Source organism: Rhodococcus sp. SGAir0479 (genome assembly GCF_005484805.1).
Classification (GTDB): Bacteria; Actinomycetota; Actinomycetes; order Mycobacteriales; family Mycobacteriaceae; genus Prescottella.
In genome coordinates this window covers 1,225,146-1,243,089 of record NZ_CP039432.1, presented here as the reverse complement: position 1 = coordinate 1,243,089, position 17,944 = coordinate 1,225,146, and the positions used below count along the sequence as shown (strand labels likewise).

Sequence of the window (17,944 nt, the reverse complement as noted above, 5' to 3'; positions counted from 1 at the left end):
GCGACGTTCTCGGCGCGATTACGCCTGCGGCTTGAACGGCCCGGCGCTGCGGGGCCGGCGGTTGGACTGCTCGCGCCTGGCGGCCTGCTGCTCCCGAATTCGCTTCTCGTCCTTGCGTACCTCGACGAGGCTGGCGCGCTCGGCGACCAGCCAGTCGGGCTGATCGGCGAGCAATTCGTCGATCTGTGCGGTGGTGAGGGCGTCCGACACGCCGCCACGCGCGAGACCGGCAATGGAGACGCCGAGCTTCGCGGCCACGACGTCCTTCGGGTGCGGCCCGTCCTTCCGGAGCGCGACGAGCCACTCCGGCGGATTGGTCTGCCATTCGTTCAATTCGTCGCGCGAGACCACACCGTCCCGGAATTCGGCGGGAGTGGCCTGGAGGTACACACCCAGCTTCTTGGCCGCGGTGGCGGGCTTCATCGTCTGGGGGGTCTTCTGCGACGTCATGGGTCAAGGGTAGCGAGCACGCACGGCGCGGCCGCACCGGTGGTGACCGAGAGCCTGCGGGTAGCCTGACCGAGTGACCGAGGCGACTGCATCCCGACCGTTCCGGCTCGCGTACGTCCCCGGCGTCACACCCGCGAAGTGGGTCCGCATCTGGGGTGAGCGCGTGACCGACACCCCGCTGGAACTGGTCGCCGTCGATGCCGTCGACGCGCCCACGGCCCTGCGCGAGGATCGGGCCGACGCCGCGCTGCTGCGGCTGCCGATCGACCGCGACGGACTGAGCGTCATCCCGCTCTACGAGGAGATCCCGGTGGTCGTGGTCCCCAAGGACCACGTGTTCACCGCCACCGACGAGATCGCGTTGTCCGATCTGGCGGACGAACTGGTTCTCGATCCGCTCGACGTCCCGCTGGTGTGGGACATGCTTCCCGGCCGGGCGGCGCTGGACCGGCCCGCCACCACCGCGGAGGCGATCGAACTGGTCGCGGCCGGGGTCGGAGTCGTGGTGGTGCCGATGTCCCTGGCCCGGCTGCATCACCGCAAGGACCTGACGTACCGCCCCGTGGCCGCCGCCCCCGAATCCCGGGTGGCACTGTCGTGGGCCGAGGAGCGCACCACCGACCTCGTCGACGAATTCATCGGAATCGTCCGCGGACGCACCGCGAACAGCTCCCGTGGGCGGAACCCGCACGAGACGCCGAAGACCAAGACCCAGACCCGCACGCCGTCCGCCCCCAGGAGTGCCGCCAAGACGAGCAAGCCGCGCGGCCAGGAGGCGCGGCGCAGCGCGAAGTCCGGCGGCAAGTCCAAGCCCGGTGGGCGCAAACGCCGCTGACCTTGCGTCAGCCCGCCACACGCACGCCGGCGGGGGCGGCCGAACGCAACAGCTCGGCCAACTGCCGGTAGCCCTCGGCCCGCCCGCTCGATGCCCGGAAGACCAGCCCGATCGTGCGTCCGGGCGTCGGGTGCGCGAACCGGGCCGTGGTGAGGTCGCCGCGTCTCATCTCGACGTCGACGGCCGACTCCGGCACCAGCGTCACGCCCAGGCCGCCCGCGACGCACTGCACGACGGTCGCCAGCGACGTCGCCCGCGTGTCACCCGACAACGGATGCGCGTCCACCGACCGACACAGGTCCAGCGTCTGGTCCCGCAGGCAGTGCCCCTCGTCGAGCAGCAACAGCGGCAACTCGTCGAGGACGTCGAGCGGTAGGTCGCCGCGCCCGGCGAGAGCGTGACCGTGCGGCAGCACCATCACGAAGTCCTCGGTGTAGAGCGGGATCTCCACCAGGCCCGGTGTCTCCGACGGCAGGGCGATCACCGCGACATCGATGGCACCGGCACGCAGCGACTCGAGCAGCCGCGCGGTCTGGTCCTCGATGACCTGCGGCACCAACGCCGGCATCTCGGCCCGCAGTTCGGGAAGCAGCGGCGGCAGCACGTACGGCGCGACCGTCGGGATCAGACCGATCCGAAGGGCTCCGGCGAGGCCGTCGCCCACACCGGCCGCCGCCGCGACGAACCCGTCGGCGGCATCGAGAATGAGCTTGGCCTGGGTGAGCAGCTGCTCCCCCGCGGCCGTCACCAGTACGCGGCGCGTGCTGCGCTCGATCAACTGGACACCCAGACCGCTCTCGAGCGACGCGAGCGCCTGGGAGAGCGTCGGCTGACTGACTTTCAGTCGCGCGGCTGCCGTCCCGAAATGACGGTATTCGGCCACCGCGACGAAGGCGCGCAGCTGTGACAACGTCGGCTGATAGGCACCATCAGGCATACCTATCAGTGTAGTCGCGCCGATCGTCTTTACCTTTGGAGCGGCGCAAGCGGATCAGAAGCTACTGCCGAACCCGGCCGTCGTGCTCCACATCACCCGGGCCCAGACACCCTCGGCGGGGTCGTAGGTGCACGGCTGCAGGACGGTGGCGCCCCACGCCTTCTCGAGCAGGAGCGCCTTGTTGCACAGGTACTCGGCGCTCTCACCCGAGAACTCCGACCGGTACAGCGGGCCGAGCTTCCACGGTTGCGCGTCCGCGGCACCGGCGCCGATCGTCGAGGCGATCACCAACGGCGCCGCCACGGCACCGAGCACTGCGCCGACACGTCGCATCCTGCGTCCCCCCGTCCGTCGCCCGTCCAGTCCCACCGTCAGTCCCATCGTCGCCCCTCCCGTCACCGAACCGGTCGAGGGGGATGTCGCGCCGAGGCGCACCGGCGTTACGTCCCGCGTCGCCCGGATCGAGAAGAACCACAGCCCCGCCGGGAGGGGATCACCGGCGGGGCTGTGAGTGTGTGGCCGAGGCCTGCGGGTCAGAACGACAGCGTCTGTCCGGGGAAGATCAGGTCGGGGTTCTGGACCTGCGCGGCGAGGTCGGCCAGCGAGACACCGTTCGCGGCGGCGATACCCGAGAGCGTGTCGCCGAGCTGGACCACGTAGGTGCCGACCTGCGCGCTGACGTCCTGCGCCCACTCGGTGACCGGCTGCTCGTAGACCGACGCCTGCGGTGCCGGGGCCGCCTCGGCGACCGGCTCGGCGTCGGCGACGGCGGTGCTGCCGCCGGTCAGGTACTGGCCACACACCGGCCACGCACCGACGCCCTGGCCCTCGAGGACGTTCTCGGCCACGCGAATCTGCTCGGCCTGGCTCGCGTTGTTCGCGCTGCCGCTGCCGCCGTAGGCCTCCCAGGTGCTCTGCGTGAACTGCAGGCCACCGTAGAAGCCGTTGCCCGTGTTCGCCGCCCAGTTACCGGACGACTCGCACTCGGCGACGCCGGACCAGTCGTGGCTGCCGGCCGCCGAGGCGGTGCCGGTGCCCATCGCGAGCGGGACGGCGACGACGGCGCCGGTGGCAACGACCGCGCCCAGGGCGCGCTTGATGGTGAAGCTGGTCATTCTGGGTGGATCCTCTCCGCTCCTGCCGGTGAGACGGCGTCCGTGCGCCGACCTGGCCGGGCGGATCTTCCATCCGCCTCACCGCTGTCCCCTCGAAGAAATCGGGTGTCCGGAGCGCGGGGACAGAATGGTGCAGCGGCGTTCCGGCGTGGTTCGGGTCTCGAACCGGTTTCCGACCGTAGGCCACGGTCACGAAAAGGTCACGGCGACGAAATCCGGTACGCGCGTGCCGAAAAACGGGACCGCCGGAAGCATCACCGCAGATGCCGTCGGCGTGTCCGCAAGCCGCCGTACCGGTCGTTACGTAGTCGTTATGTGATTATCGACACCGCAAGTTCGTGGTCCGGGCCACTCCTCGCGCCCGGCTCACGGGTGCCGGGCGGCACCCGCGGAGAGGTCGTCCGGGCTGAGCCGGACCGCGACTTCGGCACCCAACCGGACACCCGGCGCCAGCGGCAGACGGTCACCGCTCCAGAACCGGCCCGGGTCGTACCAATTGGTTCTGCGTTCGGAGGTGAGCAGGCCCATCGCCTCGTAGGTCGACGCCACCACCTCGGCGCAGTACGCGCTCTCGACTCGCGTCCGGCGCTCGCCCCGGCCCCGTCCCACGCGCTCCCGGCGGCCCGGCAGGCGTCCCCCGAACCACCGCGCGGCGAGGTGGACGCTCGAGGGGAAGGGCGTGCCGTCCATGCGGGCGATCGTGCGCATCAGCGCGTCCTCCTGGTCGCGCGTGACGGGAGCCTCGAGCTGCCGCATCCACGCGCGTTGGCCGTACCGCGCACCCCACACCTGGACGGCCGAGCGCAGATCGTGCAGTTGGACGCCGCGCTGGAGCCGGCCGGTCCACATGTCGGGCAGGGAACGTCCGAGCTCGGCGTGCCACATCAGGGGCGGGAGGTCGTCGAGCACCACCGCCATACCGACATGGTTGACGGGACTGTTGGTGAGGGTTTGAATCGCCCGGTCGGCCCCGGAACGCCCACGGAAGATCCAGATGTCTCCGGTTCGGGTCACCTCGACCGCCTCGTCGAGGGTGATCTCCGATGAGTGCGTCCGCCGAATCATCCGCCTAGCCTAGAGCGATGCGCATCGACGGCAGACACCTCTGGAAGGCACTCGGGCTGGCGGGCGCGGTGGGCGTGGCCGCGACCGGGGCGCTCGCGGGGCGGGCCGAACGACAGCGCCGTGCCTACACGCCCGACGAGGTGCGCGACCGGCTGCACACACGGTTCGCCCGCGCCGCGGCAGACACGGACAGTCGCCGGACGGTGGACCTGACTTCCGTCGAATCGACCGTCCGGCAACGTCTCTCACGCCTCCTGCGGAGGCGCTGATCGTCAGTTGTCGCGCGCGGTGACCACCCGCACCGGCACGCTGTGCACCGCGCCGCTCTCGCTCGTGTCCGCGGCCTCCGAATCACCGGTCGCCTCGACGGCCAGTCGCATGGCGTCGCCGCCGAGCACCGTCGGCTGCTGGGCCACATCGGCATTCACCGTGCCCGCCTCGACTGCCGCCAATCCGTCCGGCGTGCCGTCGAAGCCCACGATCTTGATCTGACCGCCGGCGCGGGGACCGAGGGCCTTGACCGCGCCGAGCGCCATCTCGTCGTTGGCTGCGAACACCCCGCGGATGTCCGGGTTCGACTGCAGCACGTTGGACATGACGTCGAGCGCCTTGGTCCGGTCGAAGTCGGCGGGCTGCGACGCCACCACCGTGATCCCCGGATGCCGGGTGATCTCCTCGTCGAACCCGGCCTGCCGGTCCCGCGCCGCGGACGTGCCCGGCTTGCCTTCGAGAACGGCGACCGGACCGGTGCCGACCAGCTCCGCCAGCTGCCGGGCGGCCAGTCGTCCGCCCTCGACGTTGTCGGAGGCGACCGTCGTCACGACGACGCCGCCGCTGGGGGCGCGGTCGAGTGCGATCACGGGGATACCGGCCGCGTTGGCGGCCTGGACCGACGGGACGACGGCGTCGGAGTCGACCGGGTTGACGACGATCGCGTCCACCCCGCGCGCGATCGCGTTCTGGATGTCGTTGGCCTGGCGGGACGGATCGGAGCCGGCGTCGGTCACCGTCAGCCGCACCCCGAGTCGGTCCGCTTCGTCCTGGGCGCCCTCGCGGACGTCGACGAAGAACGGGTTGTTCAGCGTCGACAGCGACAGCGCGATCCGGGTGCCGGACGCGCCGCCACCGCGCTGGCGGTCGACGATCGCCCACCCCGCCGCGACCACCAGTAGCGCCAGGACCGCGGCAGCGGCCTTGCGCACTGCCGGGCTGCGCAGCGGGCCTGCGCCCTTGCCGCCGGTGCGGCGGCGGCGCAGCGTGTCGAACAGGACCGCCGCGGCGATGACGGCACCGATCACGACCTGCTGCCAGAACGCGGACACGTCGAGCAGGTTGAGTCCGTTGCGCAGGATCGCGAGGATCAGCGCGCCGATCAGGGTGCCGACAGCGGTGCCGACGCCACCGGACAGGCTCGCGCCGCCGATCACCACGGCTGCGATCGCGTCGAGTTCGTAGCCGGTGCCCGCCTCGGGCTGCGCCGACGCCAGCCGGGCCGCGAGCAGGATGCCGGCGACCGCCGCGAACAGACCCGACAGCGCGTAGACGAGTACCTGCTGCCGGTTCACCCGGATCCCGGACAGGCGCGCCGCCTCGGCGTTGCCGCCGATCGCATACATCGCGCGCCCCGCGTAGGTGCGGCGCAGAATCAGGCCGGTGGCGATCGCGGCGGCGATCAACACCAGTACGGGATAGGGCAGGAAGCCGAACAGCTCACCGCTGCCGAGGGTGGCCACCCAGCCGTCCACGGGGATGGGACGGCCGTCGGCGATCACCAGCGCGAGACCACGTGCGACGGACAGCATCGCGAGCGTCGCGATGAAGGGGGGCATCCGCCCGGCGGTGACGAGGATGCCCGACACCACCCCCGCCAGGACGCCCGAGGCCATTCCGGCGAGCACGGCGAGCCACATGGGCACACCGGCGGTCGTCGCGGTCCAGCCGGTGACGATGCCGGACAGCCCCGCGATGGAGCCCACCGACAAATCGATGCCGCCGCTGACGATCACGAACGTCATGCCGAAGGCGAGGACCGCGGTCACCGCCGCCTGCACGCCGACATTGAGGAGATTGTTCGTGGTGAGGAAGTCCCCCGACAGCAGCGCCAGCAGGACCACGAGGGCGACGAGTGCCGCGAGCGGGCCGCCGGCGGCGCGCACCGACGTCACCCGTCGCCACCATCCTCCTCGGGACGATGGGGGCTGCTCGCCCGCCGCCGATGCTCCCGCGCGTGCGGGATCGGTGTTGTTCTCGGGCACCGCCCTCATCCTTCCGTGACCGCGAGAGCCATGACGCTCTCCTGAGTTGCCTGGGTACCGTCCAGCTCGCCGCGGACTCGGCCGTCCGCCATCACGAGCACCCGGTCGCTGAGCCCGAGCAGTTCGGGCAGATCGCTCGAGACGACCACCACGGCGGTGCCGTCGGCGGTCAGTTCGGCGATCAGTTCGTAGATCTCCGCACGGGCACCGACGTCGATGCCCCGGGTCGGCTCGTCGAGGATCAGCACGCGGGGCTTGGCCATGAGCCACTTGCCGATGACGATCTTCTGCTGGTTGCCACCGGAGAGCGTCACTGCCGGCTGTTCGGGCCCGTACACGCGGATCCCCATGCGCCGCACGGCGGTTCGCGCCTTCTCCGCCTGGTCGTCCAGGTCGACCAGACCCAGACGGGAGCGGTCGCCCAGCGTGGCGAGACCGAGATTCTCCTCGACCGACGCCCCGAGGACGAGGCCCTGGCCCGCCCGATCCTCCGGCACCAGCGCGAGACCGGCCTCGTGGGCGGCGACGACGTCGCCGCGGCGCACCGGCCGGCCGTCGACCAGCACCTCGCCGCGGTCGTACCGGTCGGCACCGAAGATCGCCCGCACCACCTCGGTACGGCCGGCGCCGACCAGCCCGCCGATGCCGACGACCTCTCCGGCCCGCACGGTGAAGTCGACGCCGTCGAACTCCCCGTCCCGGCCGAGCCCGCGCACGTCGAGCACGACGTCGCCGATCTCGTTGCGGCGCAGCGGGTACTGCTGTTCGATCGACCGGCCCACCATGAGGCGTACCAGCTCGTCGACGTCGGTGTCGGCGGGGACCTCCCCCACCTTCGCGCCGTCGCGCAGCACGGTCACCCGGTCTCCGATCTCGGCGACTTCCCCGAGCAGGTGCGAGATGAACACGACGCCGACGCCGCGGGCGGTGAGGCTGCGCACGATGTCGAACAGTGCGGTGACCTCGCCGCGGCTGAGCACCGCCGTGGGCTCGTCCATCACCAGGAAGCGGGTGTCGATGCTCAGGGCCTTCGCGATCTCGACCATCTGACGTCGGGCGACGCCGAGGTCGCCGACGGTCGCGTCGACGTCGAGGTCGAGCCCGGTGCGATCGAGCAGGTCGCGCGCCTGTCGCCGCATCGCGCGGGTGTCGACGATGCCGAACCGGCGCGGGGGCCGGCCGAGGAAGATGTTCTCCGCGACCGTCAGCTGCGGCACCAGCGCCATCTCCTGATGGATCGTCGAGATGCCCAGCGCCTCGGCGTCGCCGGGCCCGCGCAGCCGCACCGGGGTGCCGTCCACCCGGATCTCTCCGGTGTCGGGCTGGTGCACGCCCGCCATCATCTTGATGAGCGTGGACTTGCCCGCACCGTTCTCGCCGAGCAGTACGTGCACCTCGCCGCCGCGCAGGTCGAAGTCCACCGAATCGAGGGCTCGCACACCGGGATACAGCTTGGACACCCCGTCGAGTTCCAGACGCCCCGGTCGCTCCCCGCTCACGACGGGCTCCCCGGTCGCGCGGCGAGGACCCGGTCGCGGGTGGGCATCGCGGACTGCGCCCCCGCCGCCGTGACGGCGATCGCGGCGGCTTCCGCCGCCCAGCGCACGGCGTCCTCGAGTGACGCGCCGCGCACCAACGCGTCGGCGAGAGCCCCGGTGAACGTGTCGCCGGCGCCGGTCGGATCCACGACCCGCTCGACGGGCACGGCCGGCACCTCGGTCACCACACCGGCGCACACCAGCACCGCACCGTCGGCGCCGAGGGTGACCACGACGGCGGCGGGTCCGGACAGCCGGGTCGCCATCTGGGCGGCCTGCACCGACGTCTCCGGTTCCGGCTCCCCTGCGAGAAACGCCAGCTCCGACCGATTGACGATCAGGACGTCGACGCGGCTGAGCACGTCGTCGCCGACGAGCCGCGCGGGCGAGAGGTTGAGGACGACGGTGCCACCCGCGAGCGCGACCGCTGTGGCGACCGCGTCGTCGGGGATCTCGAGCTGGACGACGGTCACCGGTGCGCCCTGCAGGTCGTCGGCGGCGGCCCGCACCGCGGCGGCGTCGAGGTCGCCGTTGGCGCCGGCGACCACGGTGATGCAGTTCTCACCGGAGTCGTCGACCTGCACGACGGCAGCGCCGGTCCGGGCCCCGGCTCGTTCGCTGAGCCCGACGAGGTCGACGCCCTCGGCGCCCAGCGCGTCCCGAACGGCAGCGCCGTGAAGATCGTCGCCGACCGCGCCGACGAGGCCGACGCGCCGGCCCAGCCGAACGGCGGCCACGGCCTGATTGGCGCCCTTGCCGCCGACATGCTCGCCGGCAGCCGTCCCGAGCACCGTCTCGCCCGGCGCAGGCAGGCGCGGCACCCGGATCACGGTGTCGACATTGACCGAACCCACGACGACGATGTCCGGCGGCGACGCACGACCCGGAACAGGTGGGCGCTGGGACGGTCGCGTCTGGGACATCGGGGCGGCCTCTCGGTGAGTAGATCCGTTCGCGCCACGGACTGAAATCGTTTTCCGTGACGCCACACACGATGACGGAGCGTCACGCTCGCGTCAAGACGACGTAATGCATACACTCCGGTCTGGATTGTCCGGCGATACGGAAATCGATTACCGTTGCGTTTCCACGATTTCGAGGGGTACGAGGGTCCGATGAGTGCCACCATCCGCGATGTCGCCGCCCGAGCCGGAGTCTCGGTCGCGACGGCCTCGCGCGCACTGTCCAGCGAGCGCGGCGTCCGCCCCGAGAACCGCGAACGCGTGCTGGCCGCCGCGGCGGCGCTCGACTACCAACCCAACATCCTGGCGGCGGCGCTGCGCGGCCGCACCACCTACACGGTCGGCATGGTGGTCCCCAGCATCGGCAACCCGTACTTCGCGACGCTCGTCGAGGCGGTCGAACACCAACTTCGCGACGACGACCGCAGCCTGCTGCTCGCCAACTCCCGCTACGACCCGCAGACCGAACGACGCCAGATCCAGGCCTTGCTCGATCGCCGCGTCGACTCGCTGATCCTGGTGCCGTGCGATCGCGCGTCCAGCCGTGCCGCCACGGCCGAGGCCGCCGCCCGGGTCCCGACGGTGCAGGTCGATCTCCGCGTCGACGACCATGCCGGCAGCTCGGTGACCGTCGACAACGAGTTCGGCCTCCGGCTCGCGGTCGATCACGTCCTCGCGCGGGGGGCCTCCCGTCCGATCTTCGTGGGCGCCGAACCCGTCGACTCGTCCGCGCAGGAACGGCTCGACGGGTACCGGCAGGCCACCGGCCGCCACGGGCACGCAGAGCCCGACGTGCTGCTCGGCGACTTCAGCACCGACTGGGGACGCGAGGCGGCCCGCCGGATCGCCGCGCGCACACCCCGACCCGACGCCGTGATCTGCGGGAACGACATGATCGCTCTCGGTGTGCTCGACGGACTGGCCGCGGCCGGGCTCACGGTCCCCGACGACATCCAGGTCACCGGCTTCGACGACACCCCGTACGCCGCGCTGGCGCGGCCCTCGCTCACGACGGTCCGCCAGCCCCAGGACGCGATCGCCGCACAGGCCGTGCGTCTGCTCGACGCCGCGGCCACCCGCTCGGACAGCCCACCGTCGGCGCGCATCGCGATCACTCCCACGCTCGTCACGCGGGGATCGACGCTGCCCTGACCGCGCTCAACCGAGCGCGGAGCGCACGCCCGCCGCCATCTCCTCGACCTGCTCGTCCGTCATCACGAAGGACGGCGAGAACTGCATCGCGCCCTGACCGGCCGCGCGCCCCGAGATCCCGAACTCGCGCAACGTCTTCACGAACGGCAGCGCCTCCGCGGGGTCGGCCAGCTGCACCGCGGCGACCGCGCCGAGCCCGCTGCGCACCTCCGCGACCCGCGGGTGCGCCGCGAGCGGGGACAGGTGCTCGTGCAGCGACGCCTCGAGCCGTTTCGACTCCGCCAGCAGCCCCTCGCGCTCGACGATGTCGAGGTTGGCCATGGCGGCCGCGGCCGCACCGGCGTGCCCGCCGTAGGTGTAGCCGTGCCGCCACCACACGCCGCCGCCGAAAAACGGCTCGGCCACGCGCGGGGCCACGAACACCGCACCCATCGGCACGTACCCGGACGTCAGGCCCTTCGCCGTGCACACCATGTCGGGCTGCAGATCGAACCGCGAGGAGGCGAACCACGAGCCGCCGATCCGGCCGAACCCGGTGACCACCTCGTCGACGACGAAGAGGATGTCGTGCTCGCGGCAGATGTCGCGGACCTCCGCGAGGTACCCCTCGGGCGGGAGGTAGATACCGCCCGCGCCGATGATGGGCTCGCAGAAGAACGCGGCGATCGCGTCGGCCCCCTCCCGCTCGACGAGTTCGAGCAGGCCCTTGGCGTCGTCCCACGCGACCGTGCGGGTGTCGCCCATCAGCTCGCCGTGGCCCTCGCGGTTGACGGGGATGCCGGCCAGCGCGGTCCCCGCGACGTGCATGCCGTGGTACGCCTTCTGCCGGCCCACGACCAGCCGCTTCGACGGCCGCCCGACCTCGTGCCAGTACCGGCGGGCCAGTTTCGCCGCGGTGTCCACCGAGTCCGACCCGCCCGACGTGAAGAAGATCTTGGAGCCCGGGACCGGCGCGAGCGCGGCCAACCGGTCCGCGAGCGCGACCGTGGTGTCGGAGGTGAAGTCCCCGAAGTTCGAGAAGTGCGCCACCGTCGACAGCTGCGCCGCCACGGCATCGGCGATCTCGGTGCGTCCGTGCCCGACATTGGTGAACCACAGACCCGCGGTGGCGTCGAGGTAGCGGTTGCCGCGGTCGTCCCAGATGTAGGCGCCGTCGCCGCGGCTGACGACGAACGCACCGTCGCGTTGCACCGCCCCCATGTCCGCGAATCCGTGCCAGAGCGCGCCGCCCATGCCAACTCCCCTCGTCCCGTCGAGTCTGTAGTCGAGTCGTTCTGCTCGCGACTATGCCACGGAATCCCCTTCGGGCTCGTGGCCCGAAATTGCCGTTGCACACCTTCGATAGGCTGTCCCTAGCATGTCGACCACACCATCAACAGCCGATGCCACCTTCGATCGCCGCGAGGCGAGGAAGCGACTCGGCGCACTCACCCTCCGTGACGAGCACCGGCTGCGCCGACGCCTCGACCGCGCCAAGTCCCCGTCCGCGCTGGCAGCGCTGGACGAGGAGATCACCGCCGCAGAGCTGCGCGTCGCCGGACGCCGGGCCCAGGTGCCGGAGATCACGTACCCGGAATCGCTGCCGGTGACGCAGCGCCGCGACGACATCGCGGCCGCGATCCAGTCGCACCAGGTGGTGATCGTCGCCGGTGAGACCGGGTCGGGCAAGACCACCCAGATCCCCAAGATCTGCCTCGAGCTCGGCCGCGGCATCCGCGGCCTGATCGGGCACACCCAGCCGCGCCGCCTCGCCGCCCGCACGGTCGCCGAACGCATCGCCGAGGAGGTCGGCCGCGATCTCGGGGACACCGTCGGCTACACCGTCCGGTTCACCGACCAGGTCTCGGACTCCACGCTCGTCAAACTGATGACCGACGGCATCCTGCTGGCGGAGATCCAGCGCGACCGGATGCTGCGCCGCTACGACACCCTCATCATCGACGAGGCCCACGAGCGCAGCCTCAACATCGACTTCATCCTCGGTTACCTCGCGCAGCTGTTGCCCCGCCGGCCCGACCTCAAGGTGATCATCACCTCGGCGACCATCGACCCGGAGCGGTTCGCCGGGCACTTCGCCGTGAACGGTGTGCCCGCGCCCATCGTGGAGGTGTCCGGCCGCACGTTCCCGGTGGAGATGCGGTACCGGCCGTTGACCGTCGAGGTCGGCGACCAGACCTTCGACCGCGACCCGGTCGACGCCGTGTGCGAGGCCGTCGACGAGCTGGCCGCCGAGGGGGACGGCGACATCCTGGTGTTCCTGTCCGGCGAGCGGGAGATCCGCGACACCGCCGACGCGCTGCGCGACCGCAAGCTTCGGAACACCGAAATCGTCCCGCTGTACGCCCGGCTGTCCGCGGCCGAGCAGCACAAGGTCTTCACCCCCCACACCGGGCGCCGGGTGGTGCTGTCGACCAACGTGGCCGAGACCTCCCTGACCGTCCCGGGGATCCGGTACGTCGTCGATCCCGGCACCGCGCGCATCTCGCGCTACTCGGTGCGGACCAAGGTGCAGCGGCTGCCCATCGAACCGATCTCGCAGGCATCGGCCCGTCAGCGCGCCGGCCGGTGCGGACGCGTCGCCGACGGCATCTGCATCCGCCTGTACTCGGAGGACGACTTCGAGTCCCGGCCCCAGTTCACCGAACCGGAGATCCTGCGGACCAATCTCGCGTCCGTGGTCCTGCAGATGACGGCGCTCGGACTCGGCGACATCGAGGCATTCCCGTTCGTCGAGGCACCGGACCCGCGCGCCATCCGCGACGGCATCGCGCTGCTCGAGGAGCTCGGCGCCATCGCGACCGGAAAGCCCGCCGTGACGGCTGACGACCGGGCACCCGCCGGACCCCAGCTGACGACGACCGGCCGCGAACTGGCGCAGCTGCCGGTCGATCCGCGGATGGCCCGGATGCTCGTCGAGGCCCACCGCAACGGCTGTCTGCGCGAGATGCTCGTCATCGTCGCCGCGCTGTCCATCCAGGACGTGCGGGAACGGCCGGCGGAATTCCAGCAGGCCGCGGACGAGAAGCACGCCCGGTTCAACGTCGAGAACTCCGACTTCCTCGCGTACCTCAAACTGTGGGAGTACCTCAAGGAGCAGCGAAGAGAGCTGAGCTCCAACCAGTTCCGCAAGATGTGCCGCAACGAGTTCCTGCACTGGCTGCGGATCCGTGAATGGCAGGACCTCCACGGCCAGCTCCGGCAGATCACCCGTGGACTCGGCTGGGAGATCTCCGACTCCGCCGCCGAGCCCTCCGACACTGCGATCCACCAGTCGCTCCTGGCGGGCCTGCTCTCGCACATCGGGCTGCGGGAGGGCGAGAAGCGAGACTTCCTGGGCGCGCGCGGCAGCCGGTTCGCCGTGTTCCCCGGCTCCAACCTGTTCAAGAAGCCACCCCGGTGGGTGATGGCCGCCGAACTCGTCGAGACGTCTCGGCTGTGGGCCCGGATGGCCGCGCGGATCGAGCCCGAATGGGCCGAGAAACTGGCCCCACACCTGGTCAAACGCACGTACTCCGAACCCCACTGGTCCACCAAGCGGGCGTGCGCGATGGCGTACGAACGGGTGACGCTGTACGGCATCCCGCTCGTCACCGGCCGACCGGTCACCTACAGCACGATCGACCCGGAAGCGTCCCGCGAGCTGTTCATCCGGCACGCGCTCGTGCAGGGCGAGTGGCAGACGCAACACAAGTTCTTCCATGCCAACCGGGCGCTGCTCGAGGACGTCGAGGAGCTCGAACACCGGGCTCGGCGGCGTGACATCCTCGTCGACGACGAAACCCTGTTCGAGTTCTACGACGAGCGGGTGGGCGCGGAAGCGGTGTCCGCCAAGCACTTCGACACCTGGTGGAAGAAGGCGCGGCGGGAGAACCCCGAGCTGCTGAACTTCACCACCTCGACGGTCGTCAACGCCGACTCGGCCTCGGTACTCGAGGGCGACTACCCCGACGCGTGGCGTCAGGGCGACATCCAGTTCCCGCTGACCTACCAGTTCGAACCCGGCAAGGACGACGACGGTGTCACCGCCCGGATCCCGGTCGCGCTGCTCGCCGGGGTGCGCCCGGTCGGTTTCGACTGGCTGGTTCCGGGCATGCGCACCGAACTGGTGACGGCGCTGATCAAGACGCTGCCGAAACAGCTCCGCCGCCAGGTGGTGCCCGCACCGGACTTCGCGGCGGCCGCGCTCGCGTCGGTCAAACCCCGCTCCGAGTCCCTCGTCCACGCGATGGCTCGCGAGCTGTCCCGGCTGGGTAACTGCCGGATCGAACCGACCGACTTCGATGTCGCGTCCCTGCCGCCGCACCTGCGAATGACGTTCGCGGCGGTCGACGACAAGGGGAAGGTCCTCGCCAAGGACAAGAGCCTGACCGCGCTGCGGCGCACACTGGCGCCGCGCGTCGAGGTGGAGGTCGCCAAGGCGACGTCCACGACGGAACGCACACCGGCGCCCGTGTGGACCGCGCAGACCCTCGGCACGCTTCCCGAGTCGGTGACGCGCACGATCGCCGGGCAGAAGGTCACCGGCTACCCGGCGCTCGTGCCCGAGGAGAACGGGGTGGCGGTGCGGGTGCTCACCACCCCCTCGGCCCAGCGGGCGGCGATGCGCGCGGGCACCCGACAGCTGCTCCTCAATGCGGTTCCCACTCAAGCGAAAGCCGTCACCAACGGCATGAGCAACAGGGAACGCCTCGCACTCGGCCAGAACCCGGACGGTAGCTTCGACGCGCTCCTCGACGACTGCCGGGCGTGTGCCGTGGACGAGCTCATCGCCGAGAACGGCGGCCCCGTGCAGGATCCGGTCGAGTTCGAGAAACTCACTGCGACGGTGCGCTCCCAGCTCGCGACGCGGGTCGCGCGGCTGCTGCGGTTGCTGTTGCCGGTCCTCGACGAAGCGCACCGGCTGGCCGTCGTCCTCGATCGGTCCGGTGGTGAGGCCGCCGACGACGTGCGCGAACAACGTGACTCGCTGCTGTTTCCCGGCTTCGTCTCCGAGCTCGGATCGGGGCGCTTGAAGGAACTGCCGCGCTATCTGGCGGCGGCATCGCTGCGGCTCGAGGCGTTGCCGGCGAGCGCCCAACGCGACCGTGTGGGAATGGATGCGCTGGACCGGGTGTACGCCGCCTACGACCGCATGCTTTCGGCGCTGCAGGAGGAACGGCGCGGCGACGCCGACGTGACCGAGATCCTCTGGAAGATCGAGGAACTGCGGGTCAGCCTGTTCGCCCAGAGCCTCGGGACCGCCATTCCGATCTCGGAGAAGCGCGTCCTCAAGGCGATCGACGCGATCCGGCGCTGACGGCGGCTCGGACGACGCCCGTCCGCCGGCGCGGCTACTCCGCCGCCGGTCCGGCGTCGGCGAGCTCGTCGGCCTTGCTCTCGCGGTGCGCGCGCAGGTCCTTGATCTCCCGCTCGAAGTCCTCGGCGGAGCTGAACGACCGGTACACGGACGCGAAGCGCAGGTACGCGACCTCGTCCAGGTCGCGCAGCGGCCCGAGGATGGCCAATCCGACCTCGTGACTGGGGATCTCGGGAGACCCGGCTGCCCGCACCGTGTCCTCGACCTGCTGGGCCAGCAGGTTGAGGGCGTCGTTGTCGACCTGTCGCCCCTGGCACGCGCGCTGGACCCCGCGGACCACCTTCTCGCGACTGAACGGCTCCGTGACACCGCTGCGCTTGACGACGGCGAGGACGGCGGTCTCGACCGTGGTGAATCGGCGACCGCACTCGGGACACGAGCGCCGCCGGCGGATCGCCGCACCCTCGTCGGCCTCACGGGAATCGACCACGCGCGAATCAGGGTGCCGACAGAAGGGGCAGTGCATGGTGAATCCTTCGTAGCCATCGTGGCCGCTGCGCCGCTTCTCGACCGATGCCGGTTCCGACGGGACCGGTGCACGCAGAGCAGGAACGACATCGACGCGACCACGCGATGTGGGGTGACTGACAGGATTCGAGGATACCCGCCCGGGCCAGACCGGCAGTGACTCCCGGGTACCGAGACGCACGAGGCCCGATTCCGGCCGCATCGACAGCGCCATCTCGAACGCCTCCTCCCGACTCGACGTCGCCCGGATCAATCGGTGACCGCGACCGGGGCGAGTACGGTCTGTCCGGCCCGCACACCCGATCCCGACATCTCGTTCAGCTGCCGGATCCGGTCGACGACGGCACCGACGGGCGCGCCCGGAGCCACCCGGGCCGCGACGTCGCTGAGTGTCTCGCCGCTGCGCACCTGCACCACGGCGGTCTGCGCCGGGACTCCACCCGGCGCACCGGACAGGTTCGCCAGCGCCTCCAGGCCCACGACGACGCCCACCGTCACCACCACGGTGGCAACGACCGTGGACAGCGCCGAGAGCGAGAGCGCCGACGCCCCGGAGAACCCGAAGAATTGCGCGATCCGCGAGCCGGAGCGGTCGTGCGACGGACCCGTGGCCACGGACGTCCGGGATCCCGGCGCCCCGTGGCGCGGAACGGCGTCGTACCGCACCAGCCCGGCGGCCGGGCGGACCTGCTCGGACCGGCGCGGACGCGCCTGCCCGTGCCGGCGCACCGCACCCCGGTCGCCCGCGACGCCGGAGGCGTCGGCCCGCACGTAGACGCCCCGACCGCACGTCGGCGGTCGCCCGCTCGTGGTGCGACCGCCGGCGGCGCCGTTCCTCGAAAGTGCGATTCCCATCCGAACCCTCCCAGCGAGTCGTTTTCGCTCGTCGGGCACACCCCGCGTCGCCCGATTCCCAGTTGTTCGATCATGCGTTCGATAGAACACATATTCGATTTCTACCACGCGGGTCCGACAAAGTCAGTAGTTCGGGCGACACAGCTCGAACAGATGTTTGAAGTCCCGGAATGATCGAGATAGATTCGGGGCAACCCATGCGAAGGAGGCGACCCGCCATGACGGACGACAACCCGAGCCCCTCCGGCGAGTCCGGACGCGAGGCCGTGCTCGACGTCGGCACGCTCACCGACCGGCAGCGCAAGGTGCTCGAGGTCATCCGCGAGTCGGTGGCCGACCGCGGCTACCCGCCGAGCATCCGCGAGATCGGGGACGCGGTGGGACTGACGTCGACGTCGTCGGTGGCCCACCAGCTGCGCACGCTCGAACGCAAGGGCTTCCTGCGGCGCGATCCCAACCGACCGCGCGCGGTCGACGTGCGCGGCCTCGACGGCACCGGCGCCGAGCCGGCCGGGTTGCGTGCGGCCGACGGCGGTGCGTCCGCGCTCACCCCGGCCGACGAGCTGCCCGCCCCCACGTTCGTCCCCGTACTGGGCCGCATCGCGGCCGGCGGCCCGATCCTGGCGGAGGAGGCGGTCGAGGACGTCTTCCCGCTACCGCGGGAACTGGTGGGTCAGGGTTCGCTGTTCCTGCTCAAGGTCGTCGGCGAATCGATGATCGACGCCGCCATCTGCGACGGCGACTGGGTGGTCGTGCGCCAGCAGAACGTGGCCGAGAACGGCGACGTGGTCGCCGCGATGATCGACGGCGAGGCCACGGTCAAGACCTTCAAGCGCACCGGCAAGGACGTCTGGCTCATGCCGCACAACCCGTTGTTCGAGCCGATCCCCGGCAACGACGCCGCCATCCTCGGCAAGGTCGTCACCGTCATGCGCAAGCTCTGAGGTCGACGACGA

At 71.1% G+C, this 17,944-nt stretch carries 16 protein-coding genes; 5 read left to right on the top strand and 11 right to left on the bottom strand.

All coding sequences use genetic code 11. The features are described 5' to 3' along the window. Window positions 1–18 precede the first annotated feature (18 nt). Window positions 19–450 (bottom strand): DUF5997 family protein, encoded by a 432-nt coding sequence (locus E7742_RS05815; protein ID WP_137798091.1) that lies wholly within the window; start codon window positions 448–450, stop codon window positions 19–21. A gap of 73 nt (window positions 451–523) precedes the next feature. Here E7742_RS05815 and E7742_RS05810 point away from each other — a divergent pair, with 73 nt between their 5' ends. Then, complete coding sequence (locus E7742_RS05810; protein ID WP_137798090.1) at window positions 524–1,285, top strand: LysR substrate-binding domain-containing protein; 762 nt, start codon at window positions 524–526, stop codon at window positions 1,283–1,285. A 7-nt stretch (window positions 1,286–1,292) separates the two neighbouring features. Here the strand turns inward: E7742_RS05810 and E7742_RS05805 are convergent, their stop codons facing one another. The 4 genes from E7742_RS05805 to E7742_RS05790 form a co-directional block, all read right to left on the bottom strand. Then, window positions 1,293–2,222 carry a hydrogen peroxide-inducible genes activator gene (locus E7742_RS05805; protein WP_137798089.1) on the bottom strand — a complete coding sequence of 310 codons (930 nt, stop codon included), beginning with the start codon at window positions 2,220–2,222 and terminating at the stop codon, window positions 1,293–1,295. Between the two features lie 54 nt (window positions 2,223–2,276). Then, the gene (locus E7742_RS05800) at window positions 2,277–2,555 is read right to left on the bottom strand and encodes a hypothetical protein (protein WP_137798088.1); all 279 of its coding nucleotides are present in this window, start codon (window positions 2,553–2,555) and stop codon (window positions 2,277–2,279) included. A 200-nt stretch (window positions 2,556–2,755) separates the two neighbouring features. Then, window positions 2,756–3,337 carry a LysM peptidoglycan-binding domain-containing protein gene (locus tag E7742_RS05795; RefSeq protein WP_137798087.1) on the bottom strand — a complete coding sequence of 194 codons (582 nt, stop codon included), beginning with the start codon at window positions 3,335–3,337 and terminating at the stop codon, window positions 2,756–2,758. 366 nt (window positions 3,338–3,703) lie between these two features. Beyond that, window positions 3,704–4,402, bottom strand: coding sequence for a hypothetical protein (locus E7742_RS05790; RefSeq protein ID WP_137798086.1), 699 nt, complete (start codon window positions 4,400–4,402; stop codon window positions 3,704–3,706). Window positions 4,403–4,419: 17 nt separating this feature from the next. Between E7742_RS05790 and E7742_RS05785 the strand changes: the two genes are divergently transcribed. Beyond that, the gene (locus E7742_RS05785; RefSeq protein WP_137798085.1) at window positions 4,420–4,671 is read left to right on the top strand and encodes a hypothetical protein; all 252 of its coding nucleotides are present in this window, start codon (window positions 4,420–4,422) and stop codon (window positions 4,669–4,671) included. Between the two features lie 3 nt (window positions 4,672–4,674). Here the strand turns inward: E7742_RS05785 and E7742_RS05780 are convergent, their stop codons facing one another. The 3 genes from E7742_RS05780 to E7742_RS05770 are packed head-to-tail and all read right to left on the bottom strand — an operon-like array spanning window position 4,675 to window position 9,049. Beyond that, a complete protein-coding gene (locus tag E7742_RS05780) occupies window positions 4,675–6,666 on the bottom strand; it encodes an ABC transporter permease/substrate-binding protein (RefSeq protein ID WP_254699168.1) in 1,992 nt (663 codons plus the stop codon). Further along, window positions 6,663–8,156, bottom strand: coding sequence for a sugar ABC transporter ATP-binding protein (locus tag E7742_RS05775; protein ID WP_137798084.1), 1,494 nt, complete (start codon window positions 8,154–8,156; stop codon window positions 6,663–6,665). The genes E7742_RS05780 and E7742_RS05775 overlap by 4 nt, the downstream gene beginning before the upstream one ends. Next, window positions 8,153–9,049 (bottom strand): ribokinase, encoded by an 897-nt coding sequence (locus tag E7742_RS05770; protein ID WP_254699167.1) that lies wholly within the window; start codon window positions 9,047–9,049, stop codon window positions 8,153–8,155. Before E7742_RS05770 ends, E7742_RS05775 begins: the two co-directional genes overlap by 4 nt. Before the next feature lie 261 nt (window positions 9,050–9,310). Here E7742_RS05770 and E7742_RS05765 point away from each other — a divergent pair, with 261 nt between their 5' ends. After that, complete coding sequence (locus E7742_RS05765) at window positions 9,311–10,309, top strand: LacI family DNA-binding transcriptional regulator (RefSeq protein WP_137798082.1); 999 nt, start codon at window positions 9,311–9,313, stop codon at window positions 10,307–10,309. Window positions 10,310–10,315: 6 nt separating this feature from the next. Here the strand turns inward: E7742_RS05765 and E7742_RS05760 are convergent, their stop codons facing one another. Further along, entirely contained in the window at window positions 10,316–11,542 is a 1,227-nt protein-coding gene (locus E7742_RS05760) for an aminotransferase family protein (protein WP_137798081.1), read from the bottom strand. A gap of 124 nt (window positions 11,543–11,666) precedes the next feature. On the opposite strand from E7742_RS05760, the gene hrpA reads away from it, so the two are divergent. Next, window positions 11,667–15,605 (top strand): ATP-dependent RNA helicase HrpA, encoded by a 3,939-nt coding sequence (gene hrpA / locus E7742_RS05755; protein ID WP_137798080.1) that lies wholly within the window; start codon window positions 11,667–11,669, stop codon window positions 15,603–15,605. Between the two features lie 34 nt (window positions 15,606–15,639). Here the strand turns inward: hrpA and nrdR are convergent, their stop codons facing one another. Next, window positions 15,640–16,131, bottom strand: coding sequence for a transcriptional regulator NrdR (gene nrdR, locus E7742_RS05750; protein ID WP_137798079.1), 492 nt, complete (start codon window positions 16,129–16,131; stop codon window positions 15,640–15,642). 251 nt (window positions 16,132–16,382) lie between these two features. Continuing rightward, window positions 16,383–16,988 carry a LysM peptidoglycan-binding domain-containing protein gene (locus tag E7742_RS05745; protein WP_137798078.1) on the bottom strand — a complete coding sequence of 202 codons (606 nt, stop codon included), beginning with the start codon at window positions 16,986–16,988 and terminating at the stop codon, window positions 16,383–16,385. A gap of 218 nt (window positions 16,989–17,206) precedes the next feature. On the opposite strand from E7742_RS05745, the gene lexA reads away from it, so the two are divergent. Beyond that, on the top strand, window positions 17,207–17,932 hold the full coding sequence (gene lexA / locus E7742_RS05740) for a transcriptional repressor LexA (RefSeq protein WP_137798077.1): 726 nt from the start codon (window positions 17,207–17,209) through the stop codon (window positions 17,930–17,932). The last annotated feature ends 12 nt before the right edge of the window (window positions 17,933–17,944 follow it).

Bases quoted from the DNA above. Each gene is read 5' to 3' on its own strand.
- E7742_RS05815 (WP_137798091.1), bottom strand. From the start codon at position 450: ATGACGTCGCAGAAGACCCCCCAGACGATGAAGCCCGCCACCGCGGCC.
- E7742_RS05805 (WP_137798089.1), bottom strand. From the start codon at position 2,222: ATGCCTGATGGTGCCTATCAGCCGACGTTGTCACAGCTGCGCGCCTTC.
- E7742_RS05800 (WP_137798088.1), bottom strand. From the start codon at position 2,555: ATGCGACGTGTCGGCGCAGTGCTCGGTGCCGTGGCGGCGCCGTTGGTG.
- E7742_RS05795 (WP_137798087.1), bottom strand. From the start codon at position 3,337: ATGACCAGCTTCACCATCAAGCGCGCCCTGGGCGCGGTCGTTGCCACC.
- E7742_RS05790 (WP_137798086.1), bottom strand. From the start codon at position 4,402: ATGATTCGGCGGACGCACTCATCGGAGATCACCCTCGACGAGGCGGTC.
- E7742_RS05785 (WP_137798085.1), top strand. From the start codon at position 4,420: ATGCGCATCGACGGCAGACACCTCTGGAAGGCACTCGGGCTGGCGGGC.
- E7742_RS05780 (WP_254699168.1), bottom strand. From the start codon at position 6,666: ATGAGGGCGGTGCCCGAGAACAACACCGATCCCGCACGCGCGGGAGCA.
- E7742_RS05765 (WP_137798082.1), top strand. From the start codon at position 9,311: ATGAGTGCCACCATCCGCGATGTCGCCGCCCGAGCCGGAGTCTCGGTC.
- E7742_RS05760 (WP_137798081.1), bottom strand. From the start codon at position 11,542: ATGGGCGGCGCGCTCTGGCACGGATTCGCGGACATGGGGGCGGTGCAA.
- hrpA (WP_137798080.1), top strand. From the start codon at position 11,667: ATGTCGACCACACCATCAACAGCCGATGCCACCTTCGATCGCCGCGAG.
- nrdR (WP_137798079.1), bottom strand. From the start codon at position 16,131: ATGCACTGCCCCTTCTGTCGGCACCCTGATTCGCGCGTGGTCGATTCC.
- E7742_RS05745 (WP_137798078.1), bottom strand. From the start codon at position 16,988: ATGGGAATCGCACTTTCGAGGAACGGCGCCGCCGGCGGTCGCACCACG.
- lexA (WP_137798077.1), top strand. From the start codon at position 17,207: ATGACGGACGACAACCCGAGCCCCTCCGGCGAGTCCGGACGCGAGGCC.